Source organism: Blastococcus sp. HT6-4 (genome assembly GCF_039679125.1).
Lineage (GTDB): Bacteria > Actinomycetota > Actinomycetes > Mycobacteriales > Geodermatophilaceae > Blastococcus > Blastococcus montanus.
This window is the reverse complement of the sequence record NZ_CP155551.1, coordinates 525,572-541,966: the sequence shown is the minus strand read 5'-3', so window position 1 is coordinate 541,966 and position 16,395 is coordinate 525,572. Positions and strand designations below refer to the sequence as shown.

Below are 16,395 nucleotides of genomic sequence, written 5' to 3'. Positions count from 1 at the left end.
CGGGCGGGACCGGTCCCCTCGGCACGCCGCGCGGCCGCGCACGGCACACTGGGTGCCCGTGACCGGCCCGTCCCCCACCGCGCCGCCCGGTGAGGCGATCGTCGACTGGTACGCCACCGCGGCCCGTGACCTCCCCTGGCGCTCCCCCGGCGTCGACGCCTGGGCCGTGCTGGTCAGCGAGGTGATGCTGCAGCAGACCCCGGTGGCCCGCGTGGAGCCCGTGTGGCGCGCGTGGATGTCCCGCTGGCCCACCCCGGCCGACCTGGCCGCGACACCGCCCGGCGAGGTCATCCGCGCCTGGGGCAAGCTCGGCTACCCCCGCCGCGCGCTCCGGCTGCGCGAGGCCGCGATCGTGGTCGCCGAACGGCATGGTGGCGTGGTACCGGCCGACGTCGCCGCCCTCGAAGCGCTGCCCGGCGTCGGGACGTACACCGCCCGGGCGGTCGCCTGCTTCGGCTACGGCATGCGCCAGCCGGTCGTCGACACCAACGTCCGCCGTGTCGTCGCCCGGCTCGTCCACGGCCACGCCGAAGCCGGGAACGCCCGGGCCTCCGACCTCACCGACATCGCCGCCCTGGCGCCCGAGGACGACGCCCGCGCGGTCCGGTTCTCCGTGGCCGTGATGGAGCTGGGGGCGCTGATCTGCGTCGCACGCACCCCGCGCTGCGGCGTCTGCCCCGTACGGCCGCACTGCGCCTGGCGGCAGGCCGGCTCTCCGCCGCACGAGGGACCGCCGCGGCGGGTGCAGAAGTTCGCCGGCACCGACCGGCAGGTCCGGGGCCGGCTGCTCGACGTGCTCCGGGCCGCCGACGGCCCCGTGGACGCCGCTGCGCTCGACCCGGTGTGGGACGACGCCGTCCAGCGTGCGCGATGCCTGGACTCCTTGCTCACCGACGGCCTGGTCGAGCAGACCGACGACGGGCTGTTCACCCTCCCCCAGGGCCTGGCCAGGGCATGACGAAGGGGCCGCCCCCACCTCGCGGTGGGAGCGGCCCCTGTCGTTGCTGCTAGGCGATCACTCGCCGGCGGCCGCCGAGCCGTCCTCGTCACCCTCGGCGCCCGAGAGGGCCACCGGCGGGGTGTCGGGCAGGTCGATCGGCTTGGCCTCGCCGCGGAAGGTGAACTTCTGCGCCGGGCCCTCCGCGTCGTCGACGTCCACCACGATGATCTGCCCGCTGGACAGCTCGCCGTAGAGGATCTTCTCGCTCAGCGTGTCCTCGATCTCGCGCTGGATGGTCCGGCGCAGCGGCCGGGCACCCAGGACGGGGTCGAACCCGCGGGCCGCCAGCAGCCTCTTCGCCGCGGGCGTGATCTCCAGCGACATGTCCTTGTTCGCCAGCTGGGTCTCGAGCCGGGCGACCATCAGATCCACGATCTGGATGATCTCGTTCTCGGTGAGCTGGTGGAACACGACGATGTCGTCGATGCGGTTGAGGAACTCCGGCCGGAAGTGCTGCTTGAGCTCCTCGTTGACCTTGAGCTTCATCCGGTCGTAGTTGCTCTGCTCGTCGTTCCCGGCCTGGAAGCCGAGGCCGACGGCCTTGGAGATGTCCCGCGTACCGAGGTTGGTCGTGAGGATCAGGATCGTGTTCTTGAAGTCCACGATCCGGCCCTGACCATCGGTGAGCCGGCCGTCCTCGAGAACCTGCAGCAGCGTGTTGAACACGTCCGCGTGCGCCTTCTCGATCTCGTCGAAGAGGACCACCGAGAACGGCTTGCGCCGCACCTTCTCGGTCAGCTGACCGCCCTCGTCGTAGCCGACGTAACCGGGAGGGGCACCGACCAGACGCGACACGGTGAACTTGTCGTGGAACTCACCCATGTCGATCTGGATGAGCGCGTCGTCCTCACCGAACAGGAACTGCGCCAGAGCCTTTGCCAGCTCGGTCTTACCGACACCCGAGGGGCCGGCGAAGATGAACGAGCCGCCGGGACGGCGCGGGTCCTTGAGGCCCGCCCGCGTGCGCCGGATCGCCTGGCTGACGCTCTTGATGGCCTCTTCCTGGCCGATGATCCGCTTGTGGAGCTCGTCCTCCATGCGGAGCAGACGGGTGGTCTCCTCCTCGGTGAGCTTGAAGACGGGGATGCCGGTCCAGTTGGCCAGCACCTCGGCGATCTGCTCGTCGTCGACCTCGGCGACGACGTCCATGTCGCCGGCCTTCCACTGCTTCTCGCGCTCGGCCTTCTCACCCAGCAGCTGCTTCTCGGTGTCGCGCAGCGACGCGGCCTTCTCGAAGTCCTGCGCGTCGATCGCCGACTCCTTCTCGCGGCGGACGGCCGCGATCCTGTCGTCGAACTCGCGCAGGTCCGGCGGCGCGGTCATCCGCTTGATCCGCATCCGGGCGCCGGCCTCGTCGATCAGGTCGATCGCCTTGTCCGGCAGGAAGCGGTCGGAGATGTACCGGTCGGCCAGCGTCGCGGCGGCCACGAGCGCGCCGTCGGTGATGCTGATCCGGTGGTGCGCCTCGTACCGGTCGCGCAGCCCCTTGAGGATCTCGATCGTGTGGGCCAGCGTCGGCTCGCCCACCTGGATCGGCTGGAACCGGCGCTCGAGCGCGGCGTCCTTCTCCAGGTGCTTGCGGTACTCGTCGAGCGTGGTGGCACCGATGGTCTGCAGCTCACCACGGGCCAGCATCGGCTTGAGGATGCTGGCGGCGTCGATCGCGCCCTCGGCGGCACCCGCCCCGACGAGGGTGTGGATCTCGTCGATGAACAGGATGATGTCGCCGCGGGTGCGGATCTCCTTGAGGACCTTCTTCAGCCGCTCCTCGAAGTCACCGCGGTAGCGGGAACCGGCGACGAGCGCACCCAGGTCGAGGGTGTAAAGCTGCTTGTCCTTGAGCGTCTCGGGCACCTCGCCCTTGACGATCGCCTGGGCCAGCCCCTCGACGACGGCGGTCTTGCCGACGCCGGGCTCGCCGATGAGGACCGGGTTATTCTTCGTCCGCCGCGACAGGACCTGCATGACCCGCTCGATCTCCTTGGCCCGCCCGATGACCGGGTCGAGCTTGGAGTCGCGCGCGGCCTGGGTCAGGTTGCGGCCGAACTGGTCGAGCACCAGCGAGGTCGACGGCGTGCCCTCGGCCGGGCCGCCGGCGGCGGCCGGCTCCTTGCCCTGGTAGCCGGAGAGCAGCTGGATGACCTGCTGGCGGACGCGGTTGAGGTCGGCGCCCAGCTTCACCAGGACCTGGGCGGCGACGCCCTCGCCCTCGCGGATCAGGCCGAGCAGGATGTGCTCGGTGCCGATGTAGTTGTGGCCGAGCTGCAGCGCCTCGCGCAGCGACAGCTCCAGCACCTTCTTCGCCCGCGGGGTGAAGGGGATGTGACCGGACGGCGCCTGCTGGCCCTGTCCGATGATCTCCTCGACCTGCTGGCGGACGCCCTCGAGCGAGATGCCGAGGGACTCCAGTGCCTTGGCGGCGACACCCTCACCCTCGTGGATCAGGCCCAGGAGGATGTGCTCGGTGCCGATGTAGTTGTGGTTGAGCATCCGGGCCTCTTCCTGGGCCAGGACAACAACGCGGCGGGCTCGGTCGGTGAACCGTTCGAACATCTGCTGCTTCTCCTTCGACCGGCTGGTCCGGCACTGTCCTCCCCTGGTCTGGGAAGGAGCACCCGACGTCCGTCGGCGCTGGGGGCACCGGTCTTTCCACTGTAGTCGCGGACCACGCCGTCCCGTCGTCGTGCGGCGGGTCGGTGGGTGGCTGTCCGTTCCAACCACGCCCGGGAAGGTGGTGTTCCAGCCCCGTTACGCCGTGAGCGGACGACGGCGTGCCGCCCCGGGAACGCCGACGGCCCGGCCCCCCGGAGGGGACCGGGCCGTCGAAGGACTCCGGGGGGAGCCTTCGTCAGTGGGCGGCCTCGTAGGCCTCGACGACACTGGCGGGGATGCGACCCCGGTCGCTGACCGGGTGACCGTTCTTGCGCGCCCAGTCGCGGATCGCGCCGGCCTGCTCGCGGTCCATGCGGCCGCCCCCACCGGTCGCCCGGGAACGGCCACCACCGGAGGACCGCGTGCCGCGGCCCACCTTCCGCGCCGCCGAGACGTACCGGGCGAGAGCGTCGCGCATCTCCGCGGCGTTCTTCTCCGCGAGATCGATCTCGTACGACGTGCCGTCGAGGGAGAAGCTGACGGTCTCGTCGGCCGGGAGATTCTCGTCGAGGTCGTCGCTCAGGATGACCTGGACCTTGCGCGCCATTCGTTCCTCGCTAATCGCTGTGGCCCGGGAGCCGGTCGAAAATACTCACCCGACGGGTGCGAGGACCATTAGAGCACAGACGTCCCGCCATTAGCCATTTAGGCGTCGGCGTCCGCCCATTGTGGTGAAGGATCTGAATCGGTCGGTTCAGGAACTGATTGGCCTGACCAGCGGGAAGAGGATCGTCTCGCGGATTCCCAGGCCGGTCAGCGTCATCATCAGCCGGTCCATGCCCATGCCCATACCGCCGGTCGGGGGCATTCCGTACTCGAGCGCCTCCAGGAAGTCCTCGTCCAGCGCCATGGCCTCCGGGTCGCCGGCCGCGGCGAGCGCTGCCTGGGCGGTGAACCGCTCCCGCTGCACCACCGGGTCCACCAGCTCCGAGTAGGCGGTGGCCCGCTCGATCCCGCCGATGTAGAGGTCCCACTTCTCGGCCACGCCCGGCCGCGAGCGGTGCGCCCGGGTCAGCGGCGAGGTGTCCACTGGGTAGTCGACGACGAACGTGGGCGCCTGCAGCGTGTGCTGGACGAGGGCCTCGAAGATCTCCTCGACGAGCTTGCCGTGGATCCAGGCCGGGTCGACGCCGACGTCGTGCCGCTCGGCGACCGCCCGGAGCGTCTCGACCGGCGTCTCCGGGGTGATCTCCTCCCCCACGGCCTCGGACACCGCCGCGTAGAGCGGGATCTGCGGCCACTCCCCCGAGAGGTCGACCTCGGTGCCGTCGTGGTGCCGGGCCACGTGGTCGCCGAACAGCGCCGCCGAGCACTCCTGGATCAGCTCCCGGGTGACCGCCGCCATCACCTGGTAGTCGGCGTAGGCCTGGTAGGCCTCGAGCATCGCGAACTCCGGCGAGTGCGAGCTGTCGGCGCCCTCGTTGCGGAAGTTCCGGTTGATCTCGAACACCCGGTCCAGCCCGCCGACGATGCACCGCTTGAGGAACAGCTCGGGCGCGATCCGCAGGTACAGGTCCAGGTCGAAGGCGTTCATGTGGGTGCGGAAGGGGCGGGCGGCCGCGCCCCCGTGCACCGTCTGCAGCATCGGCGTCTCGACCTCGAGGTAGCCGCGCGAGGACAGCCCGGCCCGCAGCGTCGACATCACCGTCGCCCGCTGGCGGACGGTGCGCCGCGCCTCGTCGCGGACGATGAGGTCGACGTACCGGCGGCGGACCCGCAGCTCCTCGCTCATCGGCTTGTGCGCCACCGGCAGCGGCCGCAGCGACTTGGCGGTCAGCTGCCAGGAGTCGGCGAAGACCGAGAGCTCCCCGCGCCGCGACGTCCCGACCTCCCCGGCCACGAAGACGTGGTCCCCGAGGTCGACGTCGGACTTCCACGCCGCCAGGGCCTCCTCGCCGACGCGGTCGCGCGAGAGCATCACCTGCAGCTCGGCGTCCCCCTCGCGCAGCGTGGCGAAGCACAGCTTGCCGGTGTTGCGGACGAAGATGACCCGCCCGGTGACGCCGACCGGCTCGCCGGTCATGGTGTCCGGCTCGAGGTCGGGGTGGGCCGCGCGGACGGCGGCGAGCGTGGTGGTCCGCGGCACGGTGACCGGGTACGGGTCGACGCCGGACTCGCGCAGCCGGTCGAGCTTGGCGCGGCGGACCCGCATCTGCTCGGGCAGCTCCTCGCCGCCGCTGTCGTCGCTGCCGGGGCCGTTCGGTCCAACGTCTGTCACGGGGGCCGAGCCTACGGGGCGCCCGCCCGCCGCTCGGCGGCCTGCTGCCGCTCGAAGGCCAGCCGCAGCCCGTGCACGGTGAGGTCGGGCTCGCGCTCCTGGATGGTCCGGCAGCTGTCCACCAGGAGCGGGGCCAGACCCCCGGTGGCGACGACGACCGGTGGGGCGCCGAACTGGCCGACGATCTCCGCGGCGATGCGGGCGACCAGTCCGTCGACCAGGCCGGCGAAGCCCAGCACCAGCCCGGACTGCAAGGCCGCGACGGTGTTCTTGCCGATCGCCTGCGGCGGGCAGCTGAGCTCGACCGAGCGCAGCTGGGCGGCGCGGGTGGCGAGCGCGTCGCGGCTGACCTCCACGCCGGGGGCCAGCGCCCCGCCGAGGAACTGCCCGTCGGGACCGACGGCGTCGACGTTCGTCGAGGTGCCGAAGTCGACGACGACGACCGGACGGCGGCCACCGTCCGGCGACCGGCCGAACAGCTCGGCGGCGGCCAGCGCGGTGACGACGCGGTCGGCGCCGACCTCCCGCGGGTTGTCCACGTGCAGCGGGACGCCGGTGCGCACGCCCGGACCGATGAGCACGACCGGGACCTCGAGGGAGTCGAGCAGCTGGCGCAGCGCCGGCAGCAGGGCGGGCACCGTCGAGCACGCGGCCACGCCGGTGACCTCGGTGTCGCGCAGCAGGCCGCGCCACAGCATGCGCAGCTCGTCGGCGGTGGCCCGGGGCGCGGTGGTCACCCGCCACGAGCCGACCCGCCGGTCCCCGTCGAAGGTGGCGAGGACGGTCTGGCTGTTGCCGACGTCGACGGTCAGCAGCACGGGAGCACCCGATCGATCACCGGACCGGCACGCCCAGGTCGCTGCGCTGCTGGTCGGGAGCACCGGGCACGGGGGCCGACGGGTCGCCGCCGAGCTCGACGATCCGGTTGGCGCTGTCGACGTGGACCACCTTGGGGATGTAGCTCTTCGCCTCGGTCTCGTCCATGACGCCGTAGCTGATCAGGATGACCATGTCCCCGGGGTGGACGAGGTGGGCGGCGGCACCGTTGATGCCGATCACGCCGGTCCCCCGCTCACCGGGGATGACGTAGGTCTCCAGCCGGGCACCGTTGGTGATGTCGACGATCGCGACCTGCTCGCCGGGCAGCAGGTCCGCGGCGTCCAGCAGGTCCTCGTCGACGGTCACCGAGCCCACGTAGTGCAGGTCGGCCTGGGTGACGGTGGCGCGGTGGATCTTGGACTTGAGCATCGTGCGCATCATCGGGGCTCTCCCAGCTGGACGGCGGTGTTGTCGAGGAGTCGGGTCGTGCCGGCGCGCGCGGCGACGAGCAGGCGGGCGGGCCCGGTGGCGGGCGCCGGTCCCAGGTCGGTATCGGTGAGTTCGAGGTAGTCCTGAACCAGCTCCGGCGCCTCGGCCAGGACGGACCGGGCGGCGGCGAGCACCGCGGCAGCACCCCGCGGGCCGGCGGCGGCCCCCGCCCGCAGTGCCCGGTTCAACGCCGATGCGGTCCGGCGCTGTTCCGGGTCGAGGTAGCGGTTGCGGCTGGACAGCGCCATGCCGTCGTCCTCCCGGACGGTGGGCACGCCGACGACCTCGACGCCCAGCGCCAGCTCCCGGGCCATCGCCCGGATCAGGGTGAGCTGCTGGTAGTCCTTCTCGCCGAAGAACGCGAGGTCGGGTTGGACCAGCCCGACCAGCTTGGCGACGACGGTGAGCACGCCGGCGAAGTGACCCGGGCGGACCGCACCCTCGAGCACCGAGCCGAGCGGGCCGGGGTCGACGGTCACACCCAGCGCGGCGGGCGGGTAGACCTCCTCCACCGGCGGGTGGAAGACGACGTCGGCGCCCTCCTCGGCCAGCGCGGCGAGGTCGGCGTCCCAGGTGCGGGGGTAGCGGTCGAAGTCCTCGCCGGGGCCGAACTGCGTCGGGTTGACGAACACGGAGACGACCACGCTGCCGGCGCGGGCTCGGGCGGCCCGGACCAGGGTGCGGTGACCCTCGTGCAGCGCCCCCATGGTGGGCACCAGGGCGACCGGACCGGGCAGCGCGGCGACCAGCCCGCGCAGCTCGGCGACGGACTCGGCGACCGCGGGCAGAATTCCGACCCGGCTCACCGGAGGGGGGTCCCGTGCCGGGCTGCAGCCAGGGCCTCGAGCACCGGGGCCGCCTCGTGCGGCTTCAGCCGGCCGTCGGCCAGCGTGCGCTCGGCGGTGCGCCGGGCCATGGCCACGTAGGCGGCGACCGCGTCGGGCGCGCGCTCGGTGAGGGTCTGCAGGTGGTGGCCGACCGTGCCTGCGTCCCCCCGGCTGACCGGGCCGGTGAGCCCGCGGTCGCCCCGGCGCAGCCCGTTGTCCAGCGCGGCGGTCAGGAGCGGGGCGAGCACCCGGGCGGGCTCGGCCACCCCCGCGGTGCGCAGCAGGTCGGCGGCCTCGGCGACCAGCGTGACCAGGTGGTTGGCGCCGGTGACCAGCGCCGCGTGGTACAGCCCGCGGTCGGCCTCCGCGACGAAGAACGGCTCGCCGCCCATCTCGAGGACCAGCGTCTCGGCCACGGGGCGGTGCTCCGGGCGGCTGGTCACGCCGAACGGCGCGCCGTCGAGCCGGTCGGCGTCCTCGACCGCCCCGGTGAAGGTCATCGCCGGGTGCAGCGCCAGGGTGAGCACCCCGGCCTGCTCGGCCGGGGCGAGGACAGCCAGCCCGTGGGCGCCGGAGGTGTGGAAGGCCAGCTGACCGGCGCGCCAGGCGCCGGTCTCGGCGAGCCCGGCGACGAGGCCGGGGAGGGTGTCGTCGGGAACGGCGAGGACCACCAGGTCGGCGGCGGCGACGACCTCGTCGGCGGCCAGCAGCGGCACCCCGGGGAGCAGCCGGGCGGCGCGCCCGGCGGAGGCCGCGGAGAGGCCGGAGGCGGCGGCGACGTCGTGGCCGGCGGCGGCGAGGGCGGAGCCCAGGACGGCGCCGACACGGCCGGCGCCGATGATCCCGACCCGGAGGCGGGCGGGGGCGTCGGCCGGGCGGGCATGCGCGTGGGCGGGGCCCAGCAGCGCGCGGACGGTCCTGCGGGCAGCAGGCATCGGTGCACCTCTCGTTCCAGTCCCTGGCGGGTACCGGACGTCGGGCGCGATCTCCGCGGTCGGAGATCGCGGTCGTACGGGGTCGTGCTGCTCGTGCGCCGGACGGCGCCCGCTGCAACCGTCTGCGTGTCACGCGGGCGACGTGCCGGTGGCGAGTCTGGAACCAGTGTGCGCCCGCCCGCAACGCCTGGTTGCTGTGTCATGGCTCACGCGTGCCCGTGGCCCCCGGCGGACGGCGGTGAAGCGGTCCGCCCTACCGTGACGGCCGGCACATCGGCGAGGGAGGCAGCGTGCACACGTTCGAAGGACGCACCGCACTGGTCACCGGCGGCAGCCGGGGCATCGGCCTGGGCATCGCCCGGAGCCTGGTCGAGCGCGGGGCGCGGGTGGTGCTCACCGCGCGCAAGCCCGACGCGCTGGCCGAGGCGGTCGAGGAGCTCGGCGGGGCCGAGGTGGCCGTCGCCGTCGCGGGCAACGCCGGCGACCCCGAGCACCGGGCGACGGCGGCGCGCACGGCGGTCGAGACGTTCGGCAGCCTGGACGTGCTGGTCGGCAACGTCGGCATCAACCCGGCCTACGGCCCGCTCATGGACCTCGAGCTCGACGCCTGCCGGAAGATCCTGGACACCAACGTGGTCGGCGCCCTGGGCCTGGTGCAGGAGGCCTGGCGGGCCTGGATGTCCGAGCACGGCGGATCGGTGCTGTTCGTCGCCTCGGTGGCCGGGCTGCGCTCCTCGCAGGAGATCGGCGCCTACGGCGTGAGCAAGGCGGCGCTGATCAACCTGACCACCCAGCTGGCAGTGGAACTCGCCCCGAAGGTGCGGGTGAACGCGGTGGCGCCGGCGGTGGTGAAGACCCGGTTCGCCGGAGCCCTGTACGAGGGCCGCGAGGCCGAGGCCGCGCAGGTCTACCCGATGGCCCGCCTGGGCACGCCCGAGGACGTCGGCGAGGCCGCGGCCTACCTCCTGGGCGACGGCGCCGGCTGGGTCACCGGCCAGACCCTCGTGATCGACGGCGGCGGGCTCTCTCGCGGCCCCCGCTGACCCGGGTCAGCTGCGGCCGAGCACCCGGGCCAGGACGTCGTCTGACTCGCCGTCCTCCCGGTAGCGGCGCCGGCGGCGGCCGCCCGAGGACGGGCTGACCCCGTTCTCGGCGAGGATCCGCGCCAGCCGGTCGGTGGCGTCGGGCCCGCTGCCCGCCTCGGCCGGCTGCGGGGCCGCCCACGCCGGCGGGGCGGCCGGGTGCTGCGTGGTCGCGGCGAACTCCCCCGGCACGGGCCGCACCGGTGCGTCGTCGTCGGTGCGCCGGCGGCGCGGTCCGTCGTCGACCGGGACGGGGGCCGGGGACGGGGGCTCGGCCGCGGTGCGCCAGGAGCGCGCGGACCCCAGGTAGGGGTCGTCCTCGTGCGCCGCGGCGCGGTCGTGCCGGTCGAACGCCGGGGGAACCGGCGGGCGCGGCGCGGCCGGTGCCGGGCGCGCGCGTGGAACCGGGCGCGCGGCCGCGGGACGGGCCGGCGGAGGGGGAACCGGGACGGCGGCGGCAGCCGGCGGGGTCGCCGCAGACCAGGTGCTGGTGCGCACCTGCTCGAACTGCTGGGTGGGGCGCGGCTCGTCCAGCCGGATCGCCGGCCAGCCACCGGTCAGCTCACGGGGTGGCGACTCCTCGCTCCAGGAGCCCCCGGCGTCGAGGGTGCGCGGCGGGCCGTCGAGCCGACCGGCCTCCCCGGGGACCCGGCTGGCCTGGGTCCGCATGACGATCCGCTCGACGAGCATCTCGCTGGACAGCTGCTCGGCGAGCTCGGCCCGCAGCCGGCCCATGTCCTCGCGCAGCGCCGCGAGCTGGCCCAGCTCCTCCCGCATGCCGGTCAGCGCCAGGACGTCGTCGCGCAGGGCCGCCACCCGGGCCACCTCGTCGCGCAACCCGCCCAGCGCGGCAATGTCCCCGCGCAGGGCCGACACCCGCGCGACCTCGTCCCGGAGGTCGGTGAGCGACGCGATGTCCCCGCGCAGCGCGTCGAGCTCCTCGCGCATCGAGCCCTCGGTCTCGCGGCGCAGCTCGTTCTCGAGCTCCAGCTCGTACTCGCGGCGCGCGGCCACCTCCCGCTCCAGCTCCAGCTCGTACGCGCGGCGCAGCTCGGCCTCGCGGGCGGCCGCCCGCACCCGGTCGGCGTCGCGCCGGCCCAGGGCGACGGTGGCGAGCACGAACGCCCAGGCCACGGCGACGACGGCGATCCGCAGCAGCTGCGCGTTCTCGGTCAGGAACACCGCCAGCGTGGCCCCCACGGCGAGCACGAAACCGCCCGCCTGGAGCAGCGTCCGCGAGCCACCCGACGGACGGCCACGGGCGACGACGTCGTCCTCGCGGCGTGGCATGGCCCCAGCGTAGCGACGAGTGGCGCTCACGGGGAGCATTCGTGCCCGTGCCGACCGTGGTCGCCTGCCACAGTGCGGGGATGAGCCTGTCGTTGCTTGACTGGCGCCGCCGGATGGCCGCGCTGCACGCCGCGGTCCGCGACACCCCCGATCCGGAGCGGGGCCGGCGCCTGTGGCGGGACGGCCGTGACGAGCTGTTCGCCGGCCATCCGCAGTCACCGCTCGACGCGGCGGCGCGGGCGTCGTTCACCGGCCTGCCGGTGGCCCCGTACGACCCGGCGCTGCGGTTCGAGCCGGTGGTGGAGCCGGCTGCGCCGCTCCGCCTGGAGGTGCCCACGGCGGCCGACGGCGTCGTGCCGCTCGACCGCATCGGCGCGGTGACGCTGCCGGGTCTCGGGCGGCTGGACGTGTGGTGGGTGGCGCTCTACGGCGGCGGGGTGTTCCTCCCGCTGCGGGACGGCAGCGCCGGCGGCACCACCTACGGGGGCGGGCGGTACCTGCTCGACACGGTCAAGGGCGCCGACCTCGGCGGCGCCGGCGACCGGCTGGTGGTCGACCTGAACTTCGCCTACCACCCGTCGTGCGCCTACGACCCGCGCTGGTCGTGCCCGCTGGCGCCGGAGGGCAACCGGATCGGCCCGGCCGTCGCCGCCGGGGAGCTGCTGCCCCCCGGCGGCTGGTACTAGGGCATAGGAGGCTGTGCCTACGGTTCTCGAGGGCAATCCGTATGCATGGCCTCCTATGCCTGGTCAGCCCTCGGCGAGGAAGCCGGCCGAGCTGAAGACGAGGCCCAACGAGATCTCGCCGCGCTCGATGGCGGCGCGGGTCAGCGGGCCGCCGGTGTCCAGCGTGCGGAACTCGGCGAACTCCAGGCCGTAGGTCTCCTCCAGGCCCGGCTGGCAGTACGGCCGCTCCGGGCACTCGGCCGGCCCCCCGAGGATCAGCGAGCCGTCGTCGCAGGCCTCGGCCAGCTCGGAGAGGGTGCTGACCCCCAGCTCGTCGGCGAACGCCTGGGTGACCGCGAAGGCGTTCTGGTCGGCGGCCTCCGACGGCTCGCCGAAGACCAGCCCGGCCTCGGCGGCGAGCGGCTCCAGGGCGGCCACCGTCTCCTCGACGTCACCGGACGCGACCACCGTGGCCACGTCGCCCTCCAGGGTCTCGGTCACCGTGGCGAGGTACTCCGGGAAGACGTCGATGTCCCCCGCCTGCAGCGCCTGCAGGTACAGCTCGCGGTTGCCGACCTCCTGGACGGTCGCGTCGAACCCGGCCTTCTGCAGCACGTCCGCGTAGATGTTGGCCAGGATCGACGACTCGGGGAAGTTGGCCCCGCCGACCGTGATCGCGCCGCTGCCCTGCTCGAGGCTGCCGTCGTCGATGTTCTCCACGACCCAGGCGGCGGCGACGTCCTCGGCGCTCTCCCGCTGCACCTCGACGGCCGCGTTCATCTCGATCAGCTCGTCGGTGGTCAGCTCGGCCGACACCTGGTTCAGGTTCGGCAGCAGCGCCGGGTTGGCCTGGGCGGTCTCGGCGTTGACCGCGGGGATGATGTTGTCGGCGTTCTGCAGGTTCTGGTCGTCCTCGAGGACCACCAGCTGGTCACCGGGGATCGGGGCGCAGGCGTCGCCCGACGCGGCGGTGCCGCCGCCCCCTCCCCCTCCCCCGCTGGTGCCCGAGGAGCCGGACTCCCCGCAGGCCGCGGTCAGCGCGACCGCGAACGCGAGGGAAGTGATGAGCCGTGTGCGTGCACGCATGGTTCGACGCCCCGCCTTCTGTGTCCCGTGGCAGCCCGGCTGCCACGCGTGTCTGGCGAGAGGATTCCCGCGGGGCCCATCGAACACCGCCGGTTGCGCACAATGCAATCCGGCTGCGCGTCCCGTCGCCGTCCGGTGATCCGGCCCCGCCGGTCAGACCCGCATCGCGGCCGCGGCGGGTTCGGCCGGGCGTCGTCGGCGGGGCGGGAACGGGATCCGGCGCGGCCCGGGCCTGACGGCCCAGGTGAGCACCACCAGGGCCACCTCGGTGAGCAGCGCCAGCGCGGCGATGAGAAGTGCACCGGCGATGATCTGGCCGTAGTCCTGCTGCCCGAAGCCGAGCGCGACGATCCGGCCCAGGCCACCGCCGGCGACGAGCGCGGCCAGCGCCGCCGTCGCGACGACCTGCACCGCCGCCGTCCGCACCCCGGTCATGACCAGCGGGAGCGCCAGCGGGAACTCGACCCGGCGGATCACCTGCCCCCGGCTCAGGCCCATCCCCCGGGCCGCCTCCCGGACGTCGGCGTCGACCCCCCGGAACCCGACGTAGGTGTTGGTGAGGATCGGCGGGACGGCGAAGACCGCGAGCGCGATGGTGGTGGCCCGGGCGCCGAAGCCGATCGGGCTCACGGCGAACAGGGTCAGCAGCGCCAGGGTGGGCACGGCCCGGCTGACGTTGGACAGCACCACGACCACGCCACGTCCGCGGCCGGCGCTGCCGAGCGCGATGCCCACGGGCACCGCCACGACGAGCGCCGCCAGCACCGCCACCGCGGAGATCGTGAGGTGCTCGACGAGCAGGTGGAGGATGCCGCCCCGGCGGGTCCAGTTGAGCGGGTCGTTGAGGTAGACGAGCGCCTCGCCGAAGGCGTTCACGCGCCCACCCGCGCCCACGGCGTGACCAGCCGCTCCACCCCGGCGAGCAGCACGTCGGCGACCAGGGCGAGCAGCACGCAGCCGACGGTGCCGGTGACGATCGCGGCCCGGTAGAAGTTCGCGTTGAAGCCGCCGAAGATCAGCTGCCCGAGCCCACCGTGGCCCACGAGCACGCCCACCGTCACCAGCGCCACCGTGGAGACCGTCGCGATCCGCAGGCCGGCCATGAACGCCGGCAGCGCGAGGGGCAGGTCGATCTGCCAGAACAGCCGGACGGGGCCGTAGCCCATGCCGCGGGCGGCCTCGCGCACGTCGGGCGGGACCGACTGCAGGCCGGTCAGGAAGTTCCGCACCAGGATGACCAGGGAGTACACCACCAGCCCGATCAGCACCGTCGTCGCCGAGAGACCGGTGAACGGGAAGACGAACGCGAACATCGCCAGGGACGGGATCGTGTAGACGGCGGCGGACAGCCCCAGCACCGGGCCGGCCAGCCAGCGCGTGCGGCGGGCGAGCAGGGCCAGCGGGAGGGCGATGAGCGCCCCGAGGACGACCGCACCGATCGTCAGCCTGACGTGCTCGTCCAGGTACCGCACAATGGTGTCCCAGTTCTCGACCACGTAGGACGCGTCGAACCACGGGTTCGGCGCCTCGTCCGCGGCCAGCACCCGACCGGGCGCGGACGTCGCAGCTCCGGCGCTCAGCACCGGGCGCTTCCCAGGAGGGCCACCCCGTGGACGCTACTGCGCACACTCCCCCGCCGGCGACCGCGTCGGGCGACGCCGTGGAGATCCGGCTGGAGGGCGTGAGCAAGGTCTACGCCGACGGCACCGTGGGGGTCGCGGAGCTCGACCTGACCTTCGCCGCCGGGGAGCTGACCGTGCTCGTCGGGCCCTCGGGCTGCGGCAAGACGACCACCATGAAGATGATCAACCGGATCATCGAGCCCACGACCGGCCGCATCCTCCTCGCCGGCGAGGACGTCACCCGCGCCGACCCCGACCAGCTGCGCCGCCGGATCGGCTACGTCATCCAGAGCGTCGGGCTCTTCCCGCACCAGACGGTGCGCGCGAACGTCGGCACCGTCCCGCGGCTGCTGGGGTGGGACAAGCAGCGGATCCGGGCGCGGGTCGACGAGCTGCTCGAGACCGTGGGTCTCGACCCCGCCGTCCACGGCGACCGCTACCCGGCGTCCCTCTCCGGAGGGCAGCGGCAGCGGGCCGGCGTCGCGCGGGCCCTGGCCGCCGACCCCCCGGTGCTGCTGATGGACGAGCCGTTCTCCGCGGTCGACCCGGTGGTCCGCGAGCGGCTGCAGGCGGAGTTCCTCCGGCTGCAGGATCGGGTGCGCAAGACCATCGTGTTCGTCACCCACGACATCGAGGAGGCCGTGCGGATCGGCGACCGCATCGCGGTGATGAGCGAGGGCGGCCGGGTCGAGCAGTTCGCCACGCCCGCCACGCTGCTCGGCCGGCCGGCCAACGAGTTCGTCGCCGACTTCGTGGGCGCCGACCGCGGGCTCAAGCGGCTCGCGGTCACCGGTATCGACACCGCCGACCTCGAGCGGCCGCCGGTCGTGCACCGGGCCGACGGCCTGGCCGACGCCCGGTCGGTCCTGGAGGCCACCGGCGCCCGCTGGGCCGTCGTCCTCGACGACGCGGGGAACCTGCACGGCTGGCTGTCGCTGGACCGGGCAGGCGGCTCGGGCACGGTCGGCTCGGCGGCCCGGCGGATGGACGCCTGGGTGCCGCGGGAGGCCTCCCTGAAGACGGCGTTCGCCACGATGCTGCAGCACGAGGCCGGCTGGGTGGCCGTGCTCGACGGCGACCACTTCCTCGGCGTCCTCACGCCGGAGTCGCTGCACTCGGCACTGCGCCGCTCGGTCGAGGGCGCCGTCCCGGAGACGGCCGGCGCGGTCTGACCCGCCGGCCGGTCAGCTGCTGGGGGCCCCGTGGGGCTCGTCGTCGGTGGAGCCCGGCGGGACCCGGCAGCTGCTCTCCAGCCACAGGGCCGCGGCGACCAGGGCCAGCGAGCTCACCAGGCCGATCAGCGCGGTGACGGTGTCGTCCCCCGCCGACCGCAGCCGGCCGATCGCCGGGACGACGTAGAGCAGCACGCCGAGCCAGACCCCGCTGAACACCGCACCCACGTAGGCGCTGGCCTGCGCCAGCACCGCCAGGCGGGCCACCAGCATTGGCTCGACGGGGCGCACCGCCGCGGCGCCGCTGTCGGTCGGGCCCCGGCCGGCGCGCGCCTCCCGCTCCGCGGACAGCCGCCTGCGCAGGGTGCGCGCGCCGAGCGCCTCGGCCACCGCCAGCACGGCCAGCGGCACCGGCAGCCACCAGTGCAGGGTCGGCAGATCGCCGTACCAGGTGCGCACGAGCAACCACGACGCGACGGCCAGCCCGAGGACGAGGACGACGAGGTCGCGGCGCCGGACAGGGGTCATCGGGGCAGCC

The 16,395-nt window shown here is 74.0% G+C and carries 16 protein-coding genes; 4 read left to right on the top strand and 12 right to left on the bottom strand.

The features are described 5' to 3' along the window. Positions 1-58 precede the first annotated feature (58 nt). Positions 59-958, top strand: coding sequence for an A/G-specific adenine glycosylase (locus ABDB74_RS02535; RefSeq protein ID WP_346621500.1), 900 nt, complete (start codon positions 59-61; stop codon positions 956-958). Positions 959-1,015: 57 nt separating this feature from the next. Here the strand turns inward: ABDB74_RS02535 and ABDB74_RS02530 are convergent, their stop codons facing one another. The 7 genes from ABDB74_RS02530 to ABDB74_RS02500 all read right to left on the bottom strand — a co-directional run bounded on the left by ABDB74_RS02530 (position 1,016) and on the right by ABDB74_RS02500 (position 8,940). After that, complete coding sequence (locus ABDB74_RS02530) at positions 1,016-3,553, bottom strand: ATP-dependent Clp protease ATP-binding subunit (RefSeq protein ID WP_346621499.1); 2,538 nt, start codon at positions 3,551-3,553, stop codon at positions 1,016-1,018. A gap of 295 nt (positions 3,554-3,848) precedes the next feature. Further along, complete coding sequence (locus ABDB74_RS02525) at positions 3,849-4,199, bottom strand: Lsr2 family protein (protein WP_346621497.1); 351 nt, start codon at positions 4,197-4,199, stop codon at positions 3,849-3,851. Between the two features lie 147 nt (positions 4,200-4,346). Beyond that, positions 4,347-5,870 carry a bifunctional lysylphosphatidylglycerol synthetase/lysine--tRNA ligase LysX gene (gene lysX / locus ABDB74_RS02520; protein WP_346621496.1) on the bottom strand — a complete coding sequence of 508 codons (1,524 nt, stop codon included), beginning with the start codon at positions 5,868-5,870 and terminating at the stop codon, positions 4,347-4,349. Positions 5,871-5,881: 11 nt separating this feature from the next. Next, positions 5,882-6,688: a type III pantothenate kinase gene (locus ABDB74_RS02515; protein ID WP_346621495.1), complete on the bottom strand. Its 807-nt coding sequence runs from the start codon at positions 6,686-6,688 to the stop codon at positions 5,882-5,884. Between the two features lie 16 nt (positions 6,689-6,704). Next, entirely contained in the window at positions 6,705-7,130 is a 426-nt protein-coding gene (gene panD / locus ABDB74_RS02510; protein WP_346621494.1) for an aspartate 1-decarboxylase, read from the bottom strand. Continuing rightward, the gene (gene panC, locus ABDB74_RS02505; RefSeq protein WP_346621493.1) at positions 7,127-7,984 is read right to left on the bottom strand and encodes a pantoate--beta-alanine ligase; all 858 of its coding nucleotides are present in this window, start codon (positions 7,982-7,984) and stop codon (positions 7,127-7,129) included. The genes panD and panC overlap by 4 nt, the downstream gene beginning before the upstream one ends. Further along, a complete protein-coding gene (locus ABDB74_RS02500; RefSeq protein WP_346621492.1) occupies positions 7,981-8,940 on the bottom strand; it encodes a DUF2520 domain-containing protein in 960 nt (319 codons plus the stop codon). The genes panC and ABDB74_RS02500 overlap by 4 nt, the downstream gene beginning before the upstream one ends. 290 nt (positions 8,941-9,230) lie before the next feature. Here ABDB74_RS02500 and ABDB74_RS02495 point away from each other — a divergent pair, with 290 nt between their 5' ends. After that, a complete protein-coding gene (locus ABDB74_RS02495; RefSeq protein WP_346621490.1) occupies positions 9,231-9,983 on the top strand; it encodes an SDR family oxidoreductase in 753 nt (250 codons plus the stop codon). Positions 9,984-9,989: 6 nt separating this feature from the next. On the opposite strand, the gene ABDB74_RS02490 is transcribed toward ABDB74_RS02495, so the two are convergent. Next, positions 9,990-11,312, bottom strand: coding sequence for a DUF6779 domain-containing protein (locus tag ABDB74_RS02490; RefSeq protein ID WP_346621489.1), 1,323 nt, complete (start codon positions 11,310-11,312; stop codon positions 9,990-9,992). An 80-nt stretch (positions 11,313-11,392) separates the two neighbouring features. On the opposite strand from ABDB74_RS02490, the gene ABDB74_RS02485 reads away from it, so the two are divergent. After that, positions 11,393-11,998, top strand: a complete 606-nt coding sequence (locus ABDB74_RS02485; protein ID WP_346621487.1) for a DUF1684 domain-containing protein — start codon at positions 11,393-11,395, stop codon at positions 11,996-11,998. 63 nt (positions 11,999-12,061) lie between these two features. Here ABDB74_RS02485 and ABDB74_RS02480 read toward each other — a convergent pair whose 3' ends face one another. The 3 genes from ABDB74_RS02480 to ABDB74_RS02470 all read right to left on the bottom strand — a co-directional run bounded on the left by ABDB74_RS02480 (position 12,062) and on the right by ABDB74_RS02470 (position 14,646). Then, positions 12,062-13,063, bottom strand: coding sequence for a glycine betaine ABC transporter substrate-binding protein (locus tag ABDB74_RS02480; protein WP_346621486.1), 1,002 nt, complete (start codon positions 13,061-13,063; stop codon positions 12,062-12,064). A 153-nt stretch (positions 13,064-13,216) separates the two neighbouring features. Then, positions 13,217-13,939, bottom strand: a complete 723-nt coding sequence (locus ABDB74_RS02475; RefSeq protein WP_346621484.1) for an ABC transporter permease subunit — start codon at positions 13,937-13,939, stop codon at positions 13,217-13,219. Then, positions 13,936-14,646: an ABC transporter permease subunit gene (locus tag ABDB74_RS02470; protein ID WP_346621483.1), complete on the bottom strand. Its 711-nt coding sequence runs from the start codon at positions 14,644-14,646 to the stop codon at positions 13,936-13,938. The genes ABDB74_RS02475 and ABDB74_RS02470 overlap by 4 nt, the downstream gene beginning before the upstream one ends. Positions 14,647-14,672: 26 nt before the next feature. Between ABDB74_RS02470 and ABDB74_RS02465 the strand changes: the two genes are divergently transcribed. Next, positions 14,673-15,857: an ATP-binding cassette domain-containing protein gene (locus tag ABDB74_RS02465; RefSeq protein WP_346621481.1), complete on the top strand. Its 1,185-nt coding sequence runs from the start codon at positions 14,673-14,675 to the stop codon at positions 15,855-15,857. A gap of 12 nt (positions 15,858-15,869) precedes the next feature. Here the strand turns inward: ABDB74_RS02465 and ABDB74_RS02460 are convergent, their stop codons facing one another. After that, entirely contained in the window at positions 15,870-16,385 is a 516-nt protein-coding gene (locus ABDB74_RS02460) for a DUF3180 domain-containing protein (protein ID WP_346621480.1), read from the bottom strand. Positions 16,386-16,395 lie beyond the last annotated feature (10 nt).